Genomic DNA, 19,812 nt, shown 5'->3' with positions numbered 1-19,812 from the left:
ATTTTTCTTGTAAGTTATTTAGGAAAATGGTAGTTTAATTGTATTTAGGAGGTCGAATGAAATGTTTCAACCAACGACGTTAAACGAAAGAATCCATACCCTCGATATTATGCGGGGAGTGAGTCTGCTAGGCATTTTGCTTGTCAACATGTTCGCCTTTTCCCAACCGCTTCCCCATGTCCATGATTTGAACAGTTGGTTCACGGACATTCATGATCAACTGAACTATCAATTGCTTGATATATATGTGCAAGGAAGCTTTTATCCTTTGTTTTCCATGCTGTTCGGCTACGGCTTGGCGATGCAGTACATGAAAGCGGAACGGACGGGGACGAATTTTTATCCGTTTGCATTGAAGCGCCTCCTTGTGCTCTTCATCATCGGTTTGCTGCATGCCTTTCTCCTTTGGTGGGGCGACATCATTACGATGTATGCGGTTTGCGGCTTTTTTCTGATTTTGCTGCTGAGATTGAATAGCGGCTGGATGCTTTCCATTGCATTGGTTTTGAATGGACTTTTCCATACATTGATCATTTCCGTTTATGCGATGGCGGAGATTGCCAATGATGAGTATGAAACGTTTGTCGATATAAGTGCGATAGAAGATGCCATTACTGCCTACGGAATCGGGACATGGAAAGATGCATTCATGCAGCGCCTAAATGATTTGGCGATCCAAATGTCTCCATCAATGTGGATCAGTGCCATGTTTACAATCCTTCCATATATGTTGGTCGGAGCGGCAGCGGCAAAATGGCGACTGGTGGAAAGGGCAAAAGAGTTGAAAGGGAGATGGATTATCCTTGCCATTGTTTGCATTGCGGGGGGGCTGTTTTTAAAAAGCTATCCATTCCATACAACGCGGACTTACTTATGGGAATATGTCCGGGTTTATATGGGAGGACCGATTGTCGCAGTCGGATATGCATCAGCCATTGTGCTCCTTTGCCTCATCCCATTCCTTCCGAAGCTGTTAAGCCCAATCGCCAAAGCGGGCCGCATGTCCTTGACCCTTTATCTCATGCAGTCCGTCATTTGTACGTTGTTGTTCTACAATTACGGTTTCGGCCTTTACGGCAAAGTGGATGTCTTGATGGGAATAGTGATTGCCATCAGCATTTATGTGATTCAAGCCGCCTTTGCCGAGCTATGGTTCATCAAGTTCCGGCAAGGTCCGCTGGAATACCTGGTCAAACGGATCACGTACGGAAAAACGTTAAAGAAAATGGAGCAATAACGGTTTTTTTCATGTAATATTGTTATTAATATCAGAAATAATTTGTGAAAATGAAAAGGGGCTATTACTGATGAAGATTCTATCCTTTAAATTCAATAATCAATTGAAATTTGGTCCAAAAGTAAAAAAAGAAGAAGCCGTTTGGGATGTATTGGCGATCCAGGAATCCCTTGAAGTGTTTCCATCCTTCCCGCAAACGATTATTGAAGGCGTTGCATTGGGGTATGATTTTGTTGAGAAGATCCGCAGATTGGTGGAAGTAGCGGAAAAATCGGACAAACCGGATAAGTTCAAATTATCTTTCAGCGAGATTGAATGGTTGTCGCCGATCCCAAGAACCCCAAAAAATATTATTTGTGTGGCGAAAAACTATGATGAACATGCAAAGGAAATGGGAGGAGAAGCTGCTCCGTCCGATTTGGTCATTTTCACAAAATCTCCGACAGCGATTGCGGCTGACAATCAAGTGCTGTCCATCCATGCGGACAAAACCGACTCCCTTGACTACGAAGGGGAGCTGGCGGTGATCATCGGAAAAGTTGGCAGAAACATTCCTGTCAATTTGGCCTATGATTATATTTTCGGCTATACGATCGCCAATGATCTAACAGCCCGTGATGTTCAAGAGCGCCATCAACAATATTTCTTGGGCAAAAGTTTGGATGCCACTTGTCCGATGGGCCCTTACATTGTGACGAAAGATGAAATTCCAAATCCTCAAAATTTGACGATCGTGACAAAGGTGAATGGGGAAGTGCGGCAAAACGGAAATACCGCAGATATGATGTTCCCGATCGATCGATTGATTTCCATCATCTCCCATCATGTAACGTTGGAGCCCGGCGATGTCATTTTGACGGGAACGCCTAAAGGGGTCGGGAAAGGCATGAATCCTCCACAGTTCTTAAAATCCGGGGATGTCGTGAGAATCTCCATTGAAGGAATCGGTACATTGACAAACCGTTTTGAATAAAAACCTTTGAATTTCGCTAAAATGAATGGAAGAACCCGTAAATATTTGCAATAAAATGCAAAAAAACTTGCGGGTTCTTTTTCTATATATTAAAATGACTTCCAAGTAATAAAGGTTATTATATTTGAATTAAACTAAATCCCATGATAGCATGGACAATGAATGAAAAATGAACATGAGGTGGGAGAATTAATGGATTTTTTGACTAGCTCGACACATTTACACATTACAACATGGTTTATCGGAATCATCTTGTTCCTTATTGGGGCCATCAAACCGAATAAAGGGTTACATATGGCATTGCGTCTATTCTATATTTTAATCATTATCACGGGCGGCGCTTTATTTATTGAAGCGATGGATTACGGCCAAGGCATGAACTATGGCATTAAGCTCATTTTGGGCATTTTGGTGATCAGTATGATGGAAATGGTGCTTGTCCGCCAATCCAAAGGGAAATCAGCGACTGCATTTTGGATTCTGTTTGTCATTTTCTTATTTTGGACATTATTCTACGGATTCAAATTGCCGATGGGTATGAACTTCTTAGCTTAAATGATTGCGATTCGCAAAGTACAAGGATTCGTACTTTGCGTTTTTTATTGGAATCTTTGGTCGTTGCGCAAGAAATGGAGCGGAAGTAATAGAAATTCTTTCTCAATTCCTCTAAAATGAATTCAACTGAGAAAATGAAGGGGAATGGATGATGATTTCAATTTTCATGCTTGTATTCACCGCTTGTCTGATGATATTTTTCCTTGTTTTCGCTTTTTTGCAAAACCCGGTGCATCCCCGGAAGGAAGAATGGGATGAATTGGAGGAAGAGCAAGGCGGGCACGGGAAATGGCCGTGATTATTTGTCACAATTTCGTCAAATATACAAGCGGATTTGATAAAACTTTTCTTAATTATGGAGAGCAGTGTCCACATTTTTGGTAAAATGTCGTTGATTGGTTTTAAAGGAGAGGGATTATTTTGAAACTCAAGAAATGGATTCAAACGACAGCAATGGCTACATTATTATCCGCAAGTGTATTGACGCCAGTAGCAAGCGCGGAAGAGAAGCGCTCAATTGCTGATGAAAGCATATACGATGTATTGGTTGACCGGTATTTTAACGCCACGAACAGCAATGATGACAGCTCAAAAACCGATCCGAAAAATGTAGAGAAGTTTGCCGGAGGGGATTTCCAAGGAATCATAGATAAATTTTCCCAAATCAAAGATATGGGATTTTCCATCCTTTCCCTTGGACCGGTCTTTGCAACGGAAACTTATAATGGTTCATCTGTGACAAGTTACCGTGAAATAGAGCCAAACTTTGGCACGGAAGATGAATTCAAGAAGTTGATCCAATTCGTGAAAGACAATGACATGTCCGTCATGGTGGATTTCCCGCTTTCCAATGTGAGCGAAAATCATGAGTGGGCGAAGGATCCATCCAAAGCTTCCTGGATTTTGGAGAAAACGGATGGAAAAGTCCGCTGGGATTTGGATAATGAAGAAGTGCAACAGGCATTGATCGATGCGGTTGTTGATTTCGTTTCCACATTCGGGTTGGATGGTGTCCGCTTAACCAATATGGAAGATGCGGATACAGACTTTTTGAACGAAATGATTGATGCCATCAAATCCATCGATGAGTCGATTTATGTGATTTCCAACAGTGAAAGCGATGCACATTTTGATGCGGAATATTTCAATGAAGTGAGCGATATTTTCCGTTATGCATTCAAAAATGTGGATGAAGATACGGCGGATTTAATGAAATATTTCAATGCGTTCGCCAAGGGGGAAACGGACATCCCAGCGCAAATCATGATCGATCATATCAATTCGGACCGCTTTTTATATACTGCTGAAATTTATCCTCCGACACGGTTGAAAATGGTATTGGGTGCGGCTTTGCTTTTGCCGGGGGTACCTGTCATGCAGTATGGTACGGAAATCGCCATGAACGGAAAGGCGGGTCCGGAAGCGCACCAACTTTATAATTTTAAAACGGATACAGAACTGAAAGATTATATTGAAGATATTCAAACATTGAGAAATCAATCGGAAACCCTCCGCAAAGGGGAGTTTAATCTCATTCAGAACGACAGTGGATTAATCGTTTTCCAACGCAAATCCGATAAAGAAAATTGGATCGTCGTCATCAACAATACAAGCGAAAGAAAGAAAATTGAAATTCCAAAAGAGCTGGTCGGAGAGAATAAAGAAATCCGCGGAACTTTGGAAGGTGAAATATTCCGCGAAGGCGATGACGGCATTTTCAGAATTGTCCAGGATCGGGAAGTTGTTGAAATTTATCAAGTGATTGATGAACAAGGCATCAATATTTCATATATCATCGCATTGGCATTTGTTTATATTATTTTCATCGCCTTTGTCGTGGCATTGATCAAACGGGGAAAACGTCAACGATCTAAAGCGGAATAATTGAAATGAAATAAAACAGCGAAATCCAAATGGTTGGGTTTTCGCTGTTTTATTTTTTCCGGAAAAGATGCTTTTGTATTAGGGTGGAAAAATCTGGTGTGTTTAGGGGGATGTCCATTCAATTTTCCCCTTGTAACCGGTTGCCCAAGTTAATGATTTTCCACTTCGATTCATACAATTCATTAACATCGATTGCAAGGGAAAGGGGAATTTCCCAATGGACTTGTTGGCCGTCCGAAATTTGCATGTCGGATTCCGGATAAATGACGCATTTTACGATGCGGTGGATGGGGTTTCCTTCACGTTAAAAAACAACGAAATTCTTGCCATCGTCGGGGAGTCTGGCTGCGGGAAAAGCACCCTGGCCACTTCCATCATCGGGCTCCATCACGGGCGGAATGTGCGGGTGACGGGAGAAATCCTTTACGGGGAGCGCAATCTGTTGGCATTGTCCGAAGAGGAAATGGACCATATCCGTGGGGCGGAAATTGCGATGATTTTCCAGGATCCTTTGTCCGCTTTGAATCCGTTGATGCGAATTGGCGATCAAATCGAAGAAGCGTTGACCTATCATACGGAATTGTCAAAAGTGGAACGGGAAGAGAGAGTCTTGCAATTGTTGAAGCAAGTCGGCATCCATCGGCCGGAACAGACGGCCAGACAATTTCCCCATCAGCTGTCCGGGGGAATGCGGCAGCGGGTGATGATTGCGATCGCCATCTCTTGCAAACCGAAAATCATCATTGCCGATGAACCGACAACGGCTTTGGATGTCACGATTCAGGCACAAATATTGGATTTGTTGAAGGAGCTGCAAAAAGAAACCGGTGCAGGCATTATTTTAATCACCCATGATTTGGGGGTGGTTGCGGAAATGGCCGACCGGGTGATGGTGATGTATGCGGGAGAAATCATTGAAGAAGCGCCGGTGCAGAAGTTGTTCTCCAATCCGAGACATCCATATACAAGATTATTATTCCACTCCATGCCACAACTTCACTCCACAAAGAAACGCCTCCATGTCATAGAAGGAATCGTACCCTCTCTGATCAATTTGCCGAGAAACGGATGCAGATTTTCCCATCGCATTCCATGGATTCCAAAAGAAGCCCATGAAGAACAGCCGAAGTTTCACAAAATTTCAAAGGACCATTTCGTCAAATGTACGTGCTGGAAGTATTTCCGTTTCCGTGATGAAAAGGGGGAAGCTGATTGAGCTTCATGCAAGTCGTTGATTTAAAAGTGCATTATCCGATCCGGGGGGGATTTTTTAATTCCGTCATCGATTGGGTGTATGCGGTGGACGGGATTGATATGGAGTTTGAACAGGGAAAAACGTACGGGCTTGTGGGGGAGTCGGGCTGCGGGAAGTCGACGACGGGAAAAGCGCTGATCGGCCTTGAGAAAATCACATCAGGGAAAATCCTTTTTGAAGGGGAAGATGTGACGAAGGATCGGAAATCGCGCACCTCCCATTTTCACCGGGAAGTGCAGATGATTTTCCAGGATTCCCATTCCAGCTTAAATCCGAGAAAACGGATCGCGGATATCCTTGCAGAACCGATCCGGAATTTTTTGCATTTGCCGCCAAGGGAAGAAATGAAGAAAATCGATGAACTCCTTGAAATTGTGGGGATGCCCGCCGATTCGAAAGAGAAATACCCGCACGAATTTTCAGGAGGGCAAAAGCAGCGCATCAATATCGCACGGGCCCTTGCCACGAACCCGAAACTGATCATTGCCGATGAGCCGGTTTCCGCCCTTGATCTATCCGTACAAGCACAAGTGTTAAATTTTATGAAAGATGTGCAGAAGGAATTCGGATTGACCTATTTGTTCATCTCCCACGATTTAGGGGTCGTAAAACATATGTGCGACTATATTTACATCATGTATAAAGGAAGGTTTGTGGAATGCGGCACGAAGGAGGATATATACGAAAATCCGAAACATCTATACACCAAACGGCTGCTTTCATCCATACCGGCATCAACACCGGTCGGAAGGGAAAAACGGAAATCCGCCCGGCAAGCCTTTGAAAAAGTGTATGAAAAGCATATCCATAAAGCCTTTGATGAAAATGGACGAGTGTATGACCTGATTCCCCTTTCGGATACCCATTACGTTTCCGCTTCAAGCAAAAAAGAAATTGTATGATTATGGAATTTCACGTTCAAGGGAGGTCGGGACAATGTGGAAAACGATTATAAGGCGTCTCCTCCTGATGATTCCCCAATTGATTGCACTGAGCATCCTTGTGTTTGGGTTGGCGAAGATGATGCCGGGGGACCCGTTCACTGGCATGATCACGCCGGAAACGGATCCTGCGCGGATTGAAGAATTGAAGGAAGAATTGGGATTGAACGATCCGTTGCCGGTGCAATACATCCGGTGGGTGAAAAATGCGCTGCAGGGGGATTTCGGCAAGAGCTACACCTTTCAGCGGGATGTGGCTTCCCTCATTGGAGAGCGGGCGTTGAACACTTTTTGGCTGTCTTTTGTCAGCGTCATTTTATTGTATCTGATCGCCATTCCATTGGGGATTTTGGCGGGAAGGTACCAACAATCGAGGTTGGATAAAACCATCGTGTTCTACAGTTTCATCACTTATGCCATTCCGACTTTTGTGCTCTCCTTATTGTTTTTATATATTTTCGGCTACAAATTGCAATGGTTTCCGACGGGCGGAAGCGTGGACATTGAAGTGGAACCAGGAACCATCCAGTACATATGGAACCGATTCTACCACATCCTTCTGCCGGCAATCACCTATGCCATTTTAGGGACAACCGGGGTGATCCAGTATTTGCGTTCGGAAATTATCGATGCCAAAACGATGGATTATGTACGAACCGCAAGAAGCAAAGGGGTACCGATGAGAAAAATCTATACGAAGCATATTTTTAGAAACTCTTTTATTCCGATTGCCGCTTTTTTGGGGTTTACCATCACCGGGCTTTTGGGCGGCTCCATTTTTATTGAAACGATCTTCGGCTATCCGGGGATGGGACAGTTGTTTGTCAGTTCCATCGCTTCAAGGGATTACAGCGTCATTTGCGCTTTGGTCATGCTCTACGGATTTTTGACTTTGCTTGGAAGTCTGCTTTCCGACATCATTTTAAGCATTGTGGACCCCCGCATTCGTATTGAATAGAGAGGAGGGGATGGTGGAACAATGAGACGTAAGAAGAAACGATATCGCAAAAAAGGGCGCGCCCGAGGCATGCAGGTGGTATTTCGGGAGTTTCAGAAGGATCGTATCGCGATGACTTCATTCATGTTATTAGTATTCTTCATTCTATTTGTTTTTATTGCCTCTCTCTTCATCGATCAGGAGCAGTTGATGCGCATCAATTTGTATGACCGTTACAGTCCGCCGGGGGAAAAGTATTTGTTGGGTGCGGACCAGGGCGGCAAAGATATTTTAGGGCAGCTCATCATCGGGGCCAGAAACTCCATTTTCATCGCCCTTGCCATCACGCTGATCACCGGTTTGATCGGGATTGTTGTGGGGCTCATTTGCGGTTATTTCGGCGGCTGGGTCGATTATATCATCATGAGGATCATCGATTTCTTCGTTACGATTCCTTCATTATTGTTCATCATCGTTTTTGTGACCCTTGTGCCAAAGTATTCGGTCACAACGTTCATTTTGATTATGAGCCTGTTTTTATGGACAGGGACGGCGAGGCTTGTCCGTTCAAAGGCGTTGTCCGAAAGCAAAAGGGATTATGTGAGCGCATCAAAGACGTTGGGAACGGGCGATTTTGCCATCATCCGGAGGGAAGTGGCGCCAAATTTAAGTTCTTTGTTGATTGTCGAGATGACGTTGAACTTTGCGGGAAACGTGGGGATTGAAACGGGTCTTTCTTATTTGGGATTCGGTCTGCCGCCAACCACCCCTTCATTGGGCACATTGGTAAGCTATGCGAACAATCCGGCCGTGTTGCAACAATATTGGTGGGTATGGCTTCCGGCATCCCTATTGATATTATTTATGATGCTCGCCATCAACTATATCGGCCAAGCATTAAGGAGATCCGTGGATGTGAAACAGCGGTTGGGCTAATGGAATATAACAGCATCAAGGGAGGACATCATGAGACGAATCATTTCACTCTGCATCGCAGTCTTACTGATCACAGCACTGACGGGTTCAAATGCCTTTTCAAAAAACGTGACGCTCCCAACTTCCGTCACAAATGAAGGGACACCCATCAAAGGAGGCATCTTAAAAGTAGGGATTGTCAAAGATGAACCTTTCCAGGGGGTGTTTTTGGCGGAACTATATGAAAACCGCTATGATGGCGCGATTATGAGCTATGCCTCAAACGCCATTTTTGAAATGGACGGCGATTTTTTGATCAATGATGAAGGCATCGCTTCCATGGATGTGAACCAAAAGGAGAATAAAGTGACCATCACCATCCGGGAAGGTGTCCGGTGGTCCGATGGGGAGCCGCTGAAAATAGAAGATTTGATTCTGCCTTATGAAATCATTGCCCATCCGGATTATACGGGCGTCCGCTACGATACGGAATTCAAGAATATCATAGGGGTGGAAGAATACCACGAAGGAAAAGCGAAAACCATCTCCGGCATCCGGAAAATTGATGAGCGCACATTGGAAATCCGGTTCAAAAAGTTGTCGCCTGCGATATTTTCCGGCGGGGACGGTTTATGGACCTATGCGGCGCCCAGTCACCAGCTGAAAGGCATTCCTGTAAAGAAGCTGATTGAAAGCGACGCCGTGCGGAAAAACCCCGTGACCCTCGGGCCATTCAAATTTCATAAAATCGTTCCCGGCGAATCGGTGCAATTCGTGAAAAATCCGTACTATTGGAAAGGCGAACCGAAGCTGGACGGCGTCTTTGTGGAAGTTGTTCCATCCAGTTCCGTATCTGTCGCGATCGGCTCCGGAAAGTATGATATTGTGTCGGGATTCACCGCAACCAAATGGCCTGAAATCCAAAAATATGACAACATCGAGATTTTGGGGCGTCCGGAATTATATTATTCTTACTTGGGATTCAAGCTGGGAAAATGGGATCCGAAAAAGCGGGAAGTGGTGACCGATTTAAATTCGACGCCGGTGGGGGATCAGGCTTTACGGCAGGCGATGGGGTACGCATTGGATGTGGAAGCGGTTAGCGAAGTGCTCTTTTTCAATTTCAGGCAACGGGCCAATTCATTGATTCCGCCAGCCTTTAAAACCTACCATGATGCAACCTTGAAAGGATATACGTATAATCCCGAAAAGGCAAAAAAGATTTTGGACAAAGCAGGCTACATCGATATTGATGGAGACGGTTTCCGGGAAGATCCAAAAGGGAATAAGCTGGAAATCAAATTTGCCACAATGGCGGGGGATACGATCCAGGATGAAATTGCCGCTTACTATTTGCAAAACTGGCGGGATGTCGGTTTGAACGTCACTTTAACAACAGGAAGGCCGATTGAAGTGAATGCTTTTTACGATAAAGTGGAGGCCGATGATCCGGAAATCCATGTCTTTATGGCGGCATGGGGAACGGGGACAAACCCTTCGCCATCCGGATTGTACGGCAAATCCGATGCCTTTAATTTTAGCCGGTTTACTTCTGAGTTTTTAGAAGAAACAATCCAAAAAATCGATTCACCGGAAGCCTTTGACCAATCTTACCGCGCGGAGCAGTTCCGCATTTGGCAGCAATATATGGCGGAAAAAGCGCCGGTGATTCCCCTTCAGTTCAGCTATGAAATCGTTCCGGTGAACAAGCGGGTGAAAAATTACAGCATCGATTTTGAAAATCCTACTGAATTGCATGAAATCGAGCTGTTGGCGAAGGAGCCGATCAAGAGTAAATAATGGACAACGGTCATGATGTATACAAAATCAGAGGATATTGTCACAAAAATGGTCGATATGGACACATTCAGCGTGGATATTGTTGAATATAGCACAAAATCAAAAGGGCTTGTCTAAAAAGTCCATAAAAACAGAGCGAATGGAGAAAACAATGAGTTTTTCCATTCGCTCTGTTTCCTTATTTTTGAAATTGGTTTGGGAATTTGCGGCCCATTTCAGTATGTTGTGGGCCATTGCCACAATCCCGAATTCTGTTCGGACTTTATGAAGCCCCCGTAACAGAAATCGAGTGAAACGCAAATTGCCCTTGATGTTCCCGAACACACTTTCGACATCCACTTTACGCTTCGCATAAAGAGCTGCCTTTTGTTCGTCACCAAGAGCTGCTTTGGCTTTCGCTTTCATTTCTTCATAAATCGTGTTCCAATATACTCGACGATTTCCTTTGGCTTTCGTACACCCATTCTTCAACGGGCAATCCGTACAATCTTCACACTCGTACACTTTCAAATCTTGTATGTATCCAGATGCATTTTTTCTTTTTTGATAATACTTGAATACGACTTTCCGATTGTTCGGACAGATAAAGCAATCGTCTTCTTCGATGTATTTCCAGTTTTGTACTTTTGATAAATCCTTTTTAAACTTTTTACTTTGTTCCTTCAAATAGGTTTGGTATGGGGCTAATAATTCAAAACGAGGTTCTTTTTCTTCGCCAATCGCATATAAATAGTTTTCTTCACTCGCATATCCTGCATCGGCAATGACATACTTGAGTTTCTTTTCCTTCGGTATCGATTCCAATAACTTTTCCATAAATGGTTGGAAACAGCGAGTATCTCCTGGATTTTGATAAATTTCAAATCCCACGATAAATTGATGTTGTGTGGCGAGTTGAACATTATAACCCGCCTTGAGTTGGCCGTTTTTCATATGGTCCTCTTTCATTCGCATAAAAGTGGCCTCATGGTCGGTTTTCGAGTAGCTATTTCGTTCACCTAGAATCTGTTTTTGTACTTTGTATTTTCGTAATCGTGGAAGATAATCCGTTTGAATCGTTTTCAGTTGTTTGGTGAGTTGGGATTTTTTAGAGCGAAGTTCTTTTTTTCTTTCTTTGTCTTCTTCCTGTTTATAATCTTTTTCCAAAGCTTCTATTCTCTCAGAAAGTTGTGCCGATGATTTTTCTAATTCTTCTTCTAATTGTTCTTCTTTTAATTCCTCCAAGGCGATTTGGTGCGCTTCTTGTAGAAACGATTGAATTTTGGCTCGTAGTTTCTGATCATATTTTTCTACGGATTTTCGCCATACAAACGTATATTTGTTGGCATTCGCTTCTATTTTCGTACCATCCACAAAAATATGGTCGAGGTCGATAAATCCTTGTTCTACTAGTTGAAGGACAAATTGTTCAAATACAGAATCCATCATGTTTGACATACGAACACTACGAAAATCATTTATTGTGCGATGGTCAGGGGTTTGCAATCCCGCCAACCACATCATCGGAAGATTTTCTTTCACCATTTGCGCTATTTTCCGACTTGAATAAACGTTTTGAGTGTACGCATATAAAATCACTTTCAATAACATTTTAGGGTGATAGGGTGCACGACCCCCACCAACATAATGAGTATACAACACTTCATCCGGAATCGATTCCACCATTTCATCCACTAAACGGGCGACATGATTTTCAGGAATATACATTTCGATATCTAAAATGCTCATGACTTGACGATTGCAATAAGGTTGGAAAACTAGCTTTTTGCGTTTCTTGTTCTTTTGAACCTCTATTTTTTGAATACCCTCTAGAGTCATTTCTAATTGCGTGTTATAATTTTCTTGAATAGTCATTTGATTATTCATAAAAAATCGTCCTTTCTTTAGAATGTTTTTTTGGTCAATTTCATTCTATAAAAAAGGACGATTTTTTTGTACCCTAAAAACAGAAAAAAGGGCTGAGCCGAAGGTCGATTCAATCGACTTTTCGGACAGCCCCTTTAAACATTTATTCCTGATAATCTTTATCCGTAAAGAAGATCGCCAATGTGCCAGGGCCGGAATGGGAACCGATCACAGCGCCCACCATCGTGACATCAAAGCCTTTCGGACGGAGCTTGTCTTCAATCAACTTTTTCACTTCTTCCACCGTGTCCAAATCATCCCCGTGGGAGATTCCGACGATTTTATCCGAAAAATCTCCGCCGCGTTCCGCCATGATGTCAACCATCCGGGCAAGGGCTTTTTTTCTTCCTCTTATTTTTTCAAGAGGAATGAGCTTCCCGTCCTCCACATGCAGGATGGGCTTGATGCTCAATAAGCCGCCGAAAAACGCGCTTGATTTTGAAATGCGCCCTCCTCTTGCCAAATAATCCAGATTTTCCACGGTGAAAATATGTTGCATATGTTTTGCGTAATGTTCCACTTTTTCAACGAGCTCATCGAAAGGGACTCCAGCATCTCTCAATTCTACGGCTTTTTTCACAACAAGGCCTTGTCCAAGGGAAGCGCATTTCGTATCAATGATTTTTAATTTGAAATCCGGATACTTTTCCTGCAATTGTTCGGCAATCATGACAGCCGTGTTGTAAGTGCCGGACAGTTGGGAAGAAAAGCTGATATAAACCCCTTCTTCACCGCTTTGGGCGTATTTTTCGAAGGTATTGTAGAACATTTCAGGCGATACTTGGGAAGTTTTTGGTGCAGCGCCTTTTCTCATTTCATCGTAAACTTCTTTTGGATCAATGCCGATGACATCATCATATTCTGTATCATTGAGGTGGACTCTCAGCGGGAAAAAGACCACATTATGCTCATCATAATAAGCTTTTGGCAAATCGCTCGCGCTATCTGTGAATAGAATCATTTTACTCTCCTTTCCATCCTTTATAAAATTATTACACCCTTCTCAAAAATTGGTAAGGAAGGGTGCCTCATGATGGAATCATGTTATGATAATTTTAATCTTTCTGATAAGAAATTTGCAATGCCATCTTCATTGTTTGTTCCGGTCACTTCGTTGGCGATGCTTTTTAATTCGTTGATGCCGTTGCCCATTGCAACCCCGATGCCGGCATATTCGATCATTTCCAAGTCGTTGTCTTCATCCCCAAAGGCGATGATGCGGTCCCTTGGGATGCCCAAATCTTTTGCAATGAGGGAAACGCCGACCGCTTTATTTAATCCTTTCCGCACCACTTCGATAATATTGAAAGGTGCTCCCCAGCGCCGATGTTCAATGAGTTCCGCATGCACCTCCTGCAAATGCCGGCGGATCAAAGGCACGTTGTTTTCATTGGCGTGGATGAGCAAACTTGTTGGATTTTCATTCAAGTTGCCGCGTAAATTTCCGATGGTCACTTTAGGATCCCCCATTTTGAAAATGTTCATCATCGTCGGATCTTCCACATGTATATACACATCATCAATGACTTCGGCAATTAAGTTTTCATACTGGTATTTATCCACTGAATCTATGACGTCGTGCACCACCCGCATATCGATGGGGGAGTGGATGGCCTGCCAAGACGGATTTTTTGGATGATGTATATAAGCTCCGTTGAAATTGACAATCGGAGTGGTTAATCCCAATTCCTGATAATAAATATTGCTCGCCCGGAATGGTCTTCCTGTGGCGATCATGATTAGATGGCCGGCTTCTTTCGCCTTCATCAAGGTTTGTTTTGTTTTAGGCGAAATGGTATGATTGTCCGTCAATAGAGTGCCATCCAGGTCCAAAACAATTAGATGTTGTTTCATGGAAAGTCCCCTTTCTGTCTTTACGATTTTATCGCGACGATTGGAGTTCGTCAAAATTTTGTCACCAGTTATAATTTTTGGTAACATAATTGATTAGAGAGAGTTGTTGAGGAGTGAAGCGTTAATGTTAATAGATGAAGAATTATGGCAGGATATTCCGCTGATTCATTTTTATAATGAAGAAATGAATGAATGTTCACCCGTTCTCATTTTTTTACATGGATTTACAAGTGCGAAAGAACACAACTTACATTATGCCTATCAACTAGTGAAAAAAGGGGTTCGCGTGATTTTGCCGGATGCCCTATTGCATGGCGACAGATGCGAGGGATTATCCGAAGAAAAAATGAATTTGCAATTTTGGAACATCGTATTGAATTCTATACATGAGGTTGGGGAGTTATACAATGAAATCCGGTCCCGTTTCCAACCGAAAAAATTGGGTATTGCAGGAACAAGCATGGGCGGAATTACAACATGCGGCTGTTTGAAGAAATATGATTGGATTGATGCGGCCGGCATTTGCATGGGTGCACCGGGATACAACGCCTTTGCGGATTATCAGCTGGCGGAGTTTGAAAAAGCGGGGATTCCGCTTCCTTTGAGCGATGAGCAAATCGAACAGATACATACCGCTCTTTCTGAATATGATATATCAAAAACGCCGGAACGATTAAACAATCGCCCTGTGATATTCTGGCATGGAAAAAAAGATGTGACCGTCCCTATGGAAAACGCGGTACATTTTTATGAACAGGCCCGTCCATACTATCAACAGCCGGAACATTTGCAATTGATCATTGATGAAAACCAGGGGCATAAAGTGAATCGGGAAGGGATGCTGAAAGTGACAGAATTCCTTGCGAAACATTTGACAGAAGACGAAACTTTTGTATTTTGATTTTTAGTATAGTATGATGATTGAGAACAGTTATCATTTTCGGATTGAAAGGAGCGATGGCTGATGGCAATGGATGCGGATATGAAAGAAAGTATTCTTGGTGCTTTGGAAAACGTCATTGACCCTGAATTGGGAATCGATATCGTCAATCTCGGTTTGGTATATGATGTGGATATGGATGATGAAGGTGTCTGCAAAATTACCATGACACTGACTTCATTGGGCTGTCCGCTTGGTCCAATCATTGTGGATCAAATTAAAACGGTGTTGAGCGAACTTCCGGAAATCAAAGATGTGGATGTCAATATTGTATGGAATCCGCCATGGAATAAAGATATGATGTCCCGCTACGCAAAAATGGCATTGGGAATCCGATGATTGCAGTGATCAAACGGATGTATTGAATCATATAATTTGGTTAAAATATAAGCGCGAAAAAGGCATTTCCGACACCTCGTTTGATTGTAAATGCAGAGCGAATTGGAAAAACGTTGAGTTTTCCGGTTCGCTCTTTTTGTTTGGAATGAAACGGGCATGCAACAAAATTGCCAATTTTATTTCTCATTTTTTTAACAGACACTTTCATCTTTTTTCACAACTTCTTAGTAAAGTAATAGGCGTAGAACTTATACTAGTAATATTTTGGAAGGAGTCTTATCAGAATGAAGAAATTATTGACACTCATGATGTTGCTCGCCTTGTTCACATTGGCTGCTTGTGGACAATCGGATGACGCAAGTAACGATTCAAAAAATGCAAATGACGACACAAAACAAACGGAAGTAAGCAAAGACAAACAAGATGAGAAAGTTACCGTATCCAAACCGGATGCACGCCTTGAAGAACCGACTGCCGATACGAAATGTGAAATGTGTAATATGAAAGTTTATGAAGTGACAGATGATTTAGGAAAATTCAGCGGTCAAGCGATCAAAGAAGATGGCACGATTGCTTTCTATGATGATATCGGTTGCTTATTGAACGCGGAGTTGGCGCACAATGAAAAGAACCAAAAATATGTGCGTGATTACAATACATTGGAATGGGTACTTGTGGATGATGCAACGATCGTAAAAACAGATTTAAAATCTCCAATGAACTGGGGTTACGTATTCTTTAAAAACAAAGAAGATGCAGATCAATTCATCGCAGACAACCCTAGCTACAAAATCACAGCGCTTGATGTCGTAAAACAAGAAGCAAAAGAAAGACGCGAAGCTAAATTGAAAAAACAAGCGGAACAACAACAACAGCAACAACAAGGAAATATGCAAAACATGCAAAATATGTCACACGATGGACATAACCATTAATGAAATCCATCTTGAAAAATCATTGAAAAAAGAACTAAAGTAAAAATTGTGAAGGCCGTCTTTAGAGTTTTCTGGACGGCCCAATACCGTTTGAAAGTAGTTGATCAGCGTGCGTTATATAATAAGCCACCTCGTATTCTTGATTTGCTTTGTAGCCTTTGTCCATGAAGCGGACGCCAACATGGATCTGCAGCAAATCATCGATGATGCCGGGGAAGGGGCAACGATTCATCTTCCGGCAGGTACATATGAAGGGAATGTATCCATATCCAAGGGGATTACATTGATTGGGGATGAGAAAGTCATCCTTCTTCCCAAAAATCCAGAAGAACCGGTCATTGCGGTTACGGGGGCAAAGGATGTGTCCATTCAAAATTTGCAATTGCGCACATCCGGAACAGGGATTCTCATTAAAAATTCGGAAAATGTTCAGCTCTCAAACGTATCAATGAACCATGTATACAGCGGGGTCGAAATCTACAATTCCAAACAAATCGATATCCGGCAAGTTGCCGTTACGGGTAATGATCAAGATTTTGCCAATAAACGAAACGGCATCGCCATCTATGACAGTTACGACCTGTCCATCAAACATAATAAAATTTCCAAAGTGCAGGACGGAATTTACATTGAAAACGCAAAGGGAATCACCGTAAAAGGCAATAGAGTGGAAAACAGCCGGTACGGAACCCATTTTATGTATAGTGAAGATGCTGAAGCATCAGAAAACAAGTTCCGGAAAAATGTGACAGGTTTTATGATCATGATGACGGAAAATGTAAGCCTATTCAATAACGATATTTCCTATCAAAATGGGTTTAACGGGACGGGAATCACCCTATATGAGGTCAAGAATATCGAAATACAAAAACATACCGTTTCAGGAAACCGGGTTGCCCTTTCCATTCAAAAATCCGATGGAGTCACGATTTCCGACAATATTTTTCAAATGAATCAAACGGCGATTGAATCCATTCAATCGGGCACGAACCAGGTTGTCAAAAACTATTTTGTAGGGAATTTGGTGAATGTCCGTTCAGATGTGAAAGGCATTCAGCTGCAGGAAAATTATTACGATGACTATGCAGGGATTGATATCGACGATGATGGAATCGGGGACGAGTCCTATGTGGCATTGCAAAGCTTTGGCCAGTGGATGGTGAGAAAACCGGTGTACCAATATTATGTGGAAGCGCCGAGCGTGGTTTTATTGAATCAAATCGATCAACAAACCAATAAAACCGCCAAACAGCTGTTGGTGGATGAAACACCGGCAACCCAATTTGAAAGGGACAAAGCCTTCCATTTTCAATTCCATTTGCCTCAACTCATCATTGGATTGATTCTTACAATCGGATGCATCGCTATTTGGAGAAGGAGTGTCCTAATATGAAATGGAAAACGTTTATTTTCATTCTATCATTGAGCTTGTTTTTAGTCGGCTGCTCGGAAAAAGCCTATGAGCCGAAAGAAATCAATGTGGAAACGGATATTTGCAAAGTGTGCAACATGGGGATTGCCCATGAAGATTATGCGGCGGAACTGATCTTTAAAAACGGGGATTATGAAGTGTTCGATGATTTGGGATGTTTGGTGGAATTTATGAAAGATGTCGAGGAATCGGAAGTGGGTGCCGCTTATATAAAAAGTGCTGACGGCAACGAATGGCTTCCTGTGGAAGATGCAACCTATGTTTATTCCAAAGACTATTGGACACCGATGAATTATGGCGTGCTCGCCTTCCCTTCCAAAGATGCTGCGGAACAATACATGGAAGAGAACGGTGAAGGCGAAGTGTATTCCTTTGAACAATTGGACGATTTTCAATGGGGAATCCATTTCTGATGCTGGGCAAATTCATTTTATTGGAATGGAAACAAATGCTCCGCAGCAGATGGCTGCAACTGGTGGCCATCCTCTTCATTTTCGTTTTTGTCGCCATCGTCATGATTCAGCAGCTGGCACTGCCGGATATTGAAGGATTTACGAGACAAACGGCATCTTTTTTGAATTTGCTATTGTTTTTATTGCCGCTGTTCACGCTCACCATTGGAGGAATGAGTGTGGCGGGGGATGTGGAATCCGGCTGGTTTTCTTTATTGAAAACCTATCCGATGAAAATTGTCCAATATGTATTGGGGAAATTTATTGCGCTGATCGGTTCCTTCATATTTATAGTCCTATTGGCCCTTGGGGTGGTTTTTACCCTTGGAGGGTTATTCGGCGGCGTCAAAGTTCCTTTTGAATTGTTGATCATCGCTTTCGGTTTGATTTTCATTTTCTCATCGATTGCCATATTGCTCGGAAGTTTGGCGAAAAACCGCCTGCATGCCCTTGCCATTTCCCTTGTTGTGTGGGCATTGTTATTATTGCTTCTATCATATTTGGTTATGGCTGTCGGCACGGTTGTTCCTGGACATGTGTTGCAAAAACTCACGATTGTCATGCTGCATATCAATCCGGCAGATTGGCTGCGGTTTGGATATTTCCTCCTTTCCCATCAGACGGCGGTTCTTGGTCCGACTTATTATGATTTGATCGCCTTTTATGAGTCGGCGTTTGGAACAATAGTGTTTGTGGCAGTGACGTTGTTATGGATTGCACTTCCACTCATTGTGGCAACCATCAAATTAAAGAAACTTGGTGTTGAAAAATGATCGTTGAAGCGAAAAATTTGCAGAAAATTTATAAGAACAATCGGGGAATCCATGATGCCAATTTCACCATTAGAAAAGGCCGCATCGTCGCTCTCGCGGGAGGCAACGGTGCGGGGAAAAGCACGCTGATTCGCCTGCTGACAAAGCAGGAGAAGCCGACGAATGGGGAACTGATTTGGCATCAGGATGACTTTGTGCGTTATATGCCGGATGATGTGGATTTTCCTTCCACGCTGACGGCGCAAGAAGTGCTGGGACTCCTGGGTTCACTAAAAAAGGTTGGAAAAGGGGAACAAGATGAAATATTAAAAAAGGTCGGACTTTTTGAAGTGAAAAAGCAGAAAGTCTCTTCCTTTTCAAAGGGAATGCGCCAGCGCCTAAATCTGGCCCAGAGTCTCATTGGAGGGGATGGGCTGATCATCATGGATGAGCCTACGAACGGTCTTGATCCCTATTGGATTGCACAATTGAAAGATATGATGGCCCAAGAACGGAATCGGGGGGCAACGGTATTGTTTTCAACCCATATGTTGGCTTTCGCGGAACAGTTGGCTGATGACGTCATTATTTTGCATGAAGGAAGAATATTGGCGGCGGGGGAAGTGCAACAATTATTAAGGGATCATCATTGCGGACATTTGGAGGAACTGTGGCTGCAAAAAATTGATTTATAAAGAAAGGCTAT

Annotated in this window: 20 protein-coding genes; 17 read left to right on the top strand and 3 right to left on the bottom strand. The window is 42.9% G+C overall.

Annotated elements, in window-relative coordinates; genetic code table 11:
- Window positions 1-61 precede the first annotated feature (61 nt).
- The 10 genes from NSS77_RS01740 (at window position 62) to NSS77_RS01695 (ending at window position 10,497) form a co-directional block, all read left to right on the top strand.
- Window positions 62-1,237, top strand: a complete 1,176-nt coding sequence (locus NSS77_RS01740) for a DUF418 domain-containing protein (protein WP_342470114.1) — start codon at window positions 62-64, stop codon at window positions 1,235-1,237.
- A 70-nt stretch (window positions 1,238-1,307) separates the two neighbouring features.
- Complete coding sequence (locus tag NSS77_RS01735) at window positions 1,308-2,210, top strand: fumarylacetoacetate hydrolase family protein (RefSeq protein WP_342470113.1); 903 nt, start codon at window positions 1,308-1,310, stop codon at window positions 2,208-2,210.
- A 192-nt stretch (window positions 2,211-2,402) separates the two neighbouring features.
- The gene (locus tag NSS77_RS01730) at window positions 2,403-2,765 is read left to right on the top strand and encodes a YisL family protein (RefSeq protein WP_342470112.1); all 363 of its coding nucleotides are present in this window, start codon (window positions 2,403-2,405) and stop codon (window positions 2,763-2,765) included.
- Between the two features lie 148 nt (window positions 2,766-2,913).
- Window positions 2,914-3,063 carry a hypothetical protein gene (locus tag NSS77_RS01725; RefSeq protein WP_342470111.1) on the top strand — a complete coding sequence of 50 codons (150 nt, stop codon included), beginning with the start codon at window positions 2,914-2,916 and terminating at the stop codon, window positions 3,061-3,063.
- 122 nt (window positions 3,064-3,185) lie between these two features.
- Window positions 3,186-4,649 (top strand): alpha-amylase family glycosyl hydrolase, encoded by a 1,464-nt coding sequence (locus NSS77_RS01720; RefSeq protein ID WP_342470110.1) that lies wholly within the window; start codon window positions 3,186-3,188, stop codon window positions 4,647-4,649.
- A gap of 217 nt (window positions 4,650-4,866) precedes the next feature.
- Window positions 4,867-5,865, top strand: a complete 999-nt coding sequence (locus NSS77_RS01715) for an ABC transporter ATP-binding protein (RefSeq protein WP_342470109.1) — start codon at window positions 4,867-4,869, stop codon at window positions 5,863-5,865.
- A complete protein-coding gene (locus NSS77_RS01710; protein WP_342470108.1) occupies window positions 5,862-6,806 on the top strand; it encodes an ATP-binding cassette domain-containing protein in 945 nt (314 codons plus the stop codon). Before NSS77_RS01715 ends, NSS77_RS01710 begins: the two co-directional genes overlap by 4 nt.
- A 34-nt stretch (window positions 6,807-6,840) precedes the next feature.
- Window positions 6,841-7,803, top strand: a complete 963-nt coding sequence (gene opp4B / locus NSS77_RS01705; protein ID WP_342470107.1) for an oligopeptide ABC transporter permease — start codon at window positions 6,841-6,843, stop codon at window positions 7,801-7,803.
- Between the two features lie 21 nt (window positions 7,804-7,824).
- Window positions 7,825-8,718, top strand: coding sequence for an ABC transporter permease (locus NSS77_RS01700; protein WP_342470106.1), 894 nt, complete (start codon window positions 7,825-7,827; stop codon window positions 8,716-8,718).
- Between the two features lie 30 nt (window positions 8,719-8,748).
- On the top strand, window positions 8,749-10,497 hold the full coding sequence (locus NSS77_RS01695; RefSeq protein ID WP_342470105.1) for an oligopeptide ABC transporter substrate-binding protein: 1,749 nt from the start codon (window positions 8,749-8,751) through the stop codon (window positions 10,495-10,497).
- A gap of 99 nt (window positions 10,498-10,596) precedes the next feature.
- On the opposite strand, the gene NSS77_RS01690 is transcribed toward NSS77_RS01695, so the two are convergent.
- The 3 genes from NSS77_RS01690 to NSS77_RS01680 form a co-directional block, all read right to left on the bottom strand.
- Window positions 10,597-12,363 (bottom strand): IS1182 family transposase, encoded by a 1,767-nt coding sequence (locus NSS77_RS01690; protein WP_342470104.1) that lies wholly within the window; start codon window positions 12,361-12,363, stop codon window positions 10,597-10,599.
- A 142-nt stretch (window positions 12,364-12,505) separates the two neighbouring features.
- Window positions 12,506-13,363: a DegV family protein gene (locus NSS77_RS01685; RefSeq protein ID WP_342470103.1), complete on the bottom strand. Its 858-nt coding sequence runs from the start codon at window positions 13,361-13,363 to the stop codon at window positions 12,506-12,508.
- 83 nt (window positions 13,364-13,446) lie between these two features.
- Window positions 13,447-14,256 (bottom strand): Cof-type HAD-IIB family hydrolase, encoded by an 810-nt coding sequence (locus NSS77_RS01680; RefSeq protein WP_340710253.1) that lies wholly within the window; start codon window positions 14,254-14,256, stop codon window positions 13,447-13,449.
- 124 nt (window positions 14,257-14,380) lie between these two features.
- Between NSS77_RS01680 and NSS77_RS01675 the strand changes: the two genes are divergently transcribed.
- From NSS77_RS01675 to NSS77_RS01645, 7 genes are all read left to right on the top strand, one after another.
- Window positions 14,381-15,157 carry a prolyl oligopeptidase family serine peptidase gene (locus NSS77_RS01675; RefSeq protein WP_342470102.1) on the top strand — a complete coding sequence of 259 codons (777 nt, stop codon included), beginning with the start codon at window positions 14,381-14,383 and terminating at the stop codon, window positions 15,155-15,157.
- A gap of 69 nt (window positions 15,158-15,226) precedes the next feature.
- Window positions 15,227-15,535: a metal-sulfur cluster assembly factor gene (locus NSS77_RS01670; RefSeq protein ID WP_340705477.1), complete on the top strand. Its 309-nt coding sequence runs from the start codon at window positions 15,227-15,229 to the stop codon at window positions 15,533-15,535.
- 284 nt (window positions 15,536-15,819) lie between these two features.
- Window positions 15,820-16,470: a nitrous oxide reductase accessory protein NosL gene (locus NSS77_RS01665; RefSeq protein ID WP_342470101.1), complete on the top strand. Its 651-nt coding sequence runs from the start codon at window positions 15,820-15,822 to the stop codon at window positions 16,468-16,470.
- A 109-nt stretch (window positions 16,471-16,579) separates the two neighbouring features.
- Window positions 16,580-17,863 (top strand): right-handed parallel beta-helix repeat-containing protein, encoded by a 1,284-nt coding sequence (locus NSS77_RS01660; protein ID WP_342470100.1) that lies wholly within the window; start codon window positions 16,580-16,582, stop codon window positions 17,861-17,863.
- Window positions 17,860-18,315: a nitrous oxide reductase accessory protein NosL gene (locus tag NSS77_RS01655; RefSeq protein ID WP_342470099.1), complete on the top strand. Its 456-nt coding sequence runs from the start codon at window positions 17,860-17,862 to the stop codon at window positions 18,313-18,315. The genes NSS77_RS01660 and NSS77_RS01655 overlap by 4 nt, the downstream gene beginning before the upstream one ends.
- Window positions 18,297-19,127 (top strand): ABC transporter permease subunit, encoded by an 831-nt coding sequence (locus NSS77_RS01650; RefSeq protein ID WP_342470098.1) that lies wholly within the window; start codon window positions 18,297-18,299, stop codon window positions 19,125-19,127. The genes NSS77_RS01655 and NSS77_RS01650 overlap by 19 nt, the downstream gene beginning before the upstream one ends.
- The gene (locus tag NSS77_RS01645) at window positions 19,124-19,801 is read left to right on the top strand and encodes an ABC transporter ATP-binding protein (protein WP_342470097.1); all 678 of its coding nucleotides are present in this window, start codon (window positions 19,124-19,126) and stop codon (window positions 19,799-19,801) included. Before NSS77_RS01650 ends, NSS77_RS01645 begins: the two co-directional genes overlap by 4 nt.
- Window positions 19,802-19,812: the final 11 nt, after the last annotated feature.

This window comes from Ureibacillus sp. FSL K6-3587, from assembly GCF_038593165.1.
In the GTDB taxonomy this organism is placed as follows: domain Bacteria; phylum Bacillota; class Bacilli; order Bacillales_A; family Planococcaceae; genus Ureibacillus; species Ureibacillus suwonensis.
The sequence above is the reverse complement of the archived record's forward strand: the minus strand, read 5'-3'. Positions and strand labels throughout refer to the sequence as shown.

What these genes read in the sequence shown, in the direction of transcription:
- NSS77_RS01730 (WP_342470112.1), top strand. Translation starts at nt 2,403, where the DNA reads ATGGATTTTTTGACTAGCTCGACACATTTACACATTACAACATGGTTT.
- NSS77_RS01685 (WP_342470103.1), bottom strand. Translation starts at nt 13,363, where the DNA reads ATGATTCTATTCACAGATAGCGCGAGCGATTTGCCAAAAGCTTATTAT.
- NSS77_RS01675 (WP_342470102.1), top strand. Translation starts at nt 14,381, where the DNA reads ATGTTAATAGATGAAGAATTATGGCAGGATATTCCGCTGATTCATTTT.
- opp4B (WP_342470107.1), top strand. Translation starts at nt 6,841, where the DNA reads ATGTGGAAAACGATTATAAGGCGTCTCCTCCTGATGATTCCCCAATTG.
- NSS77_RS01645 (WP_342470097.1), top strand. Translation starts at nt 19,124, where the DNA reads ATGATCGTTGAAGCGAAAAATTTGCAGAAAATTTATAAGAACAATCGG.
- NSS77_RS01655 (WP_342470099.1), top strand. Translation starts at nt 17,860, where the DNA reads ATGAAATGGAAAACGTTTATTTTCATTCTATCATTGAGCTTGTTTTTA.
- NSS77_RS01665 (WP_342470101.1), top strand. Translation starts at nt 15,820, where the DNA reads ATGAAGAAATTATTGACACTCATGATGTTGCTCGCCTTGTTCACATTG.
- NSS77_RS01690 (WP_342470104.1), bottom strand. Translation starts at nt 12,363, where the DNA reads ATGAATAATCAAATGACTATTCAAGAAAATTATAACACGCAATTAGAA.
- NSS77_RS01715 (WP_342470109.1), top strand. Translation starts at nt 4,867, where the DNA reads ATGGACTTGTTGGCCGTCCGAAATTTGCATGTCGGATTCCGGATAAAT.
- NSS77_RS01680 (WP_340710253.1), bottom strand. Translation starts at nt 14,256, where the DNA reads ATGAAACAACATCTAATTGTTTTGGACCTGGATGGCACTCTATTGACG.
- NSS77_RS01695 (WP_342470105.1), top strand. Translation starts at nt 8,749, where the DNA reads ATGAGACGAATCATTTCACTCTGCATCGCAGTCTTACTGATCACAGCA.
- NSS77_RS01700 (WP_342470106.1), top strand. Translation starts at nt 7,825, where the DNA reads ATGAGACGTAAGAAGAAACGATATCGCAAAAAAGGGCGCGCCCGAGGC.
- NSS77_RS01740 (WP_342470114.1), top strand. Translation starts at nt 62, where the DNA reads ATGTTTCAACCAACGACGTTAAACGAAAGAATCCATACCCTCGATATT.
- NSS77_RS01735 (WP_342470113.1), top strand. Translation starts at nt 1,308, where the DNA reads ATGAAGATTCTATCCTTTAAATTCAATAATCAATTGAAATTTGGTCCA.
- NSS77_RS01650 (WP_342470098.1), top strand. Translation starts at nt 18,297, where the DNA reads ATGGGGAATCCATTTCTGATGCTGGGCAAATTCATTTTATTGGAATGG.
- NSS77_RS01725 (WP_342470111.1), top strand. Translation starts at nt 2,914, where the DNA reads ATGATGATTTCAATTTTCATGCTTGTATTCACCGCTTGTCTGATGATA.
- NSS77_RS01670 (WP_340705477.1), top strand. Translation starts at nt 15,227, where the DNA reads ATGGATGCGGATATGAAAGAAAGTATTCTTGGTGCTTTGGAAAACGTC.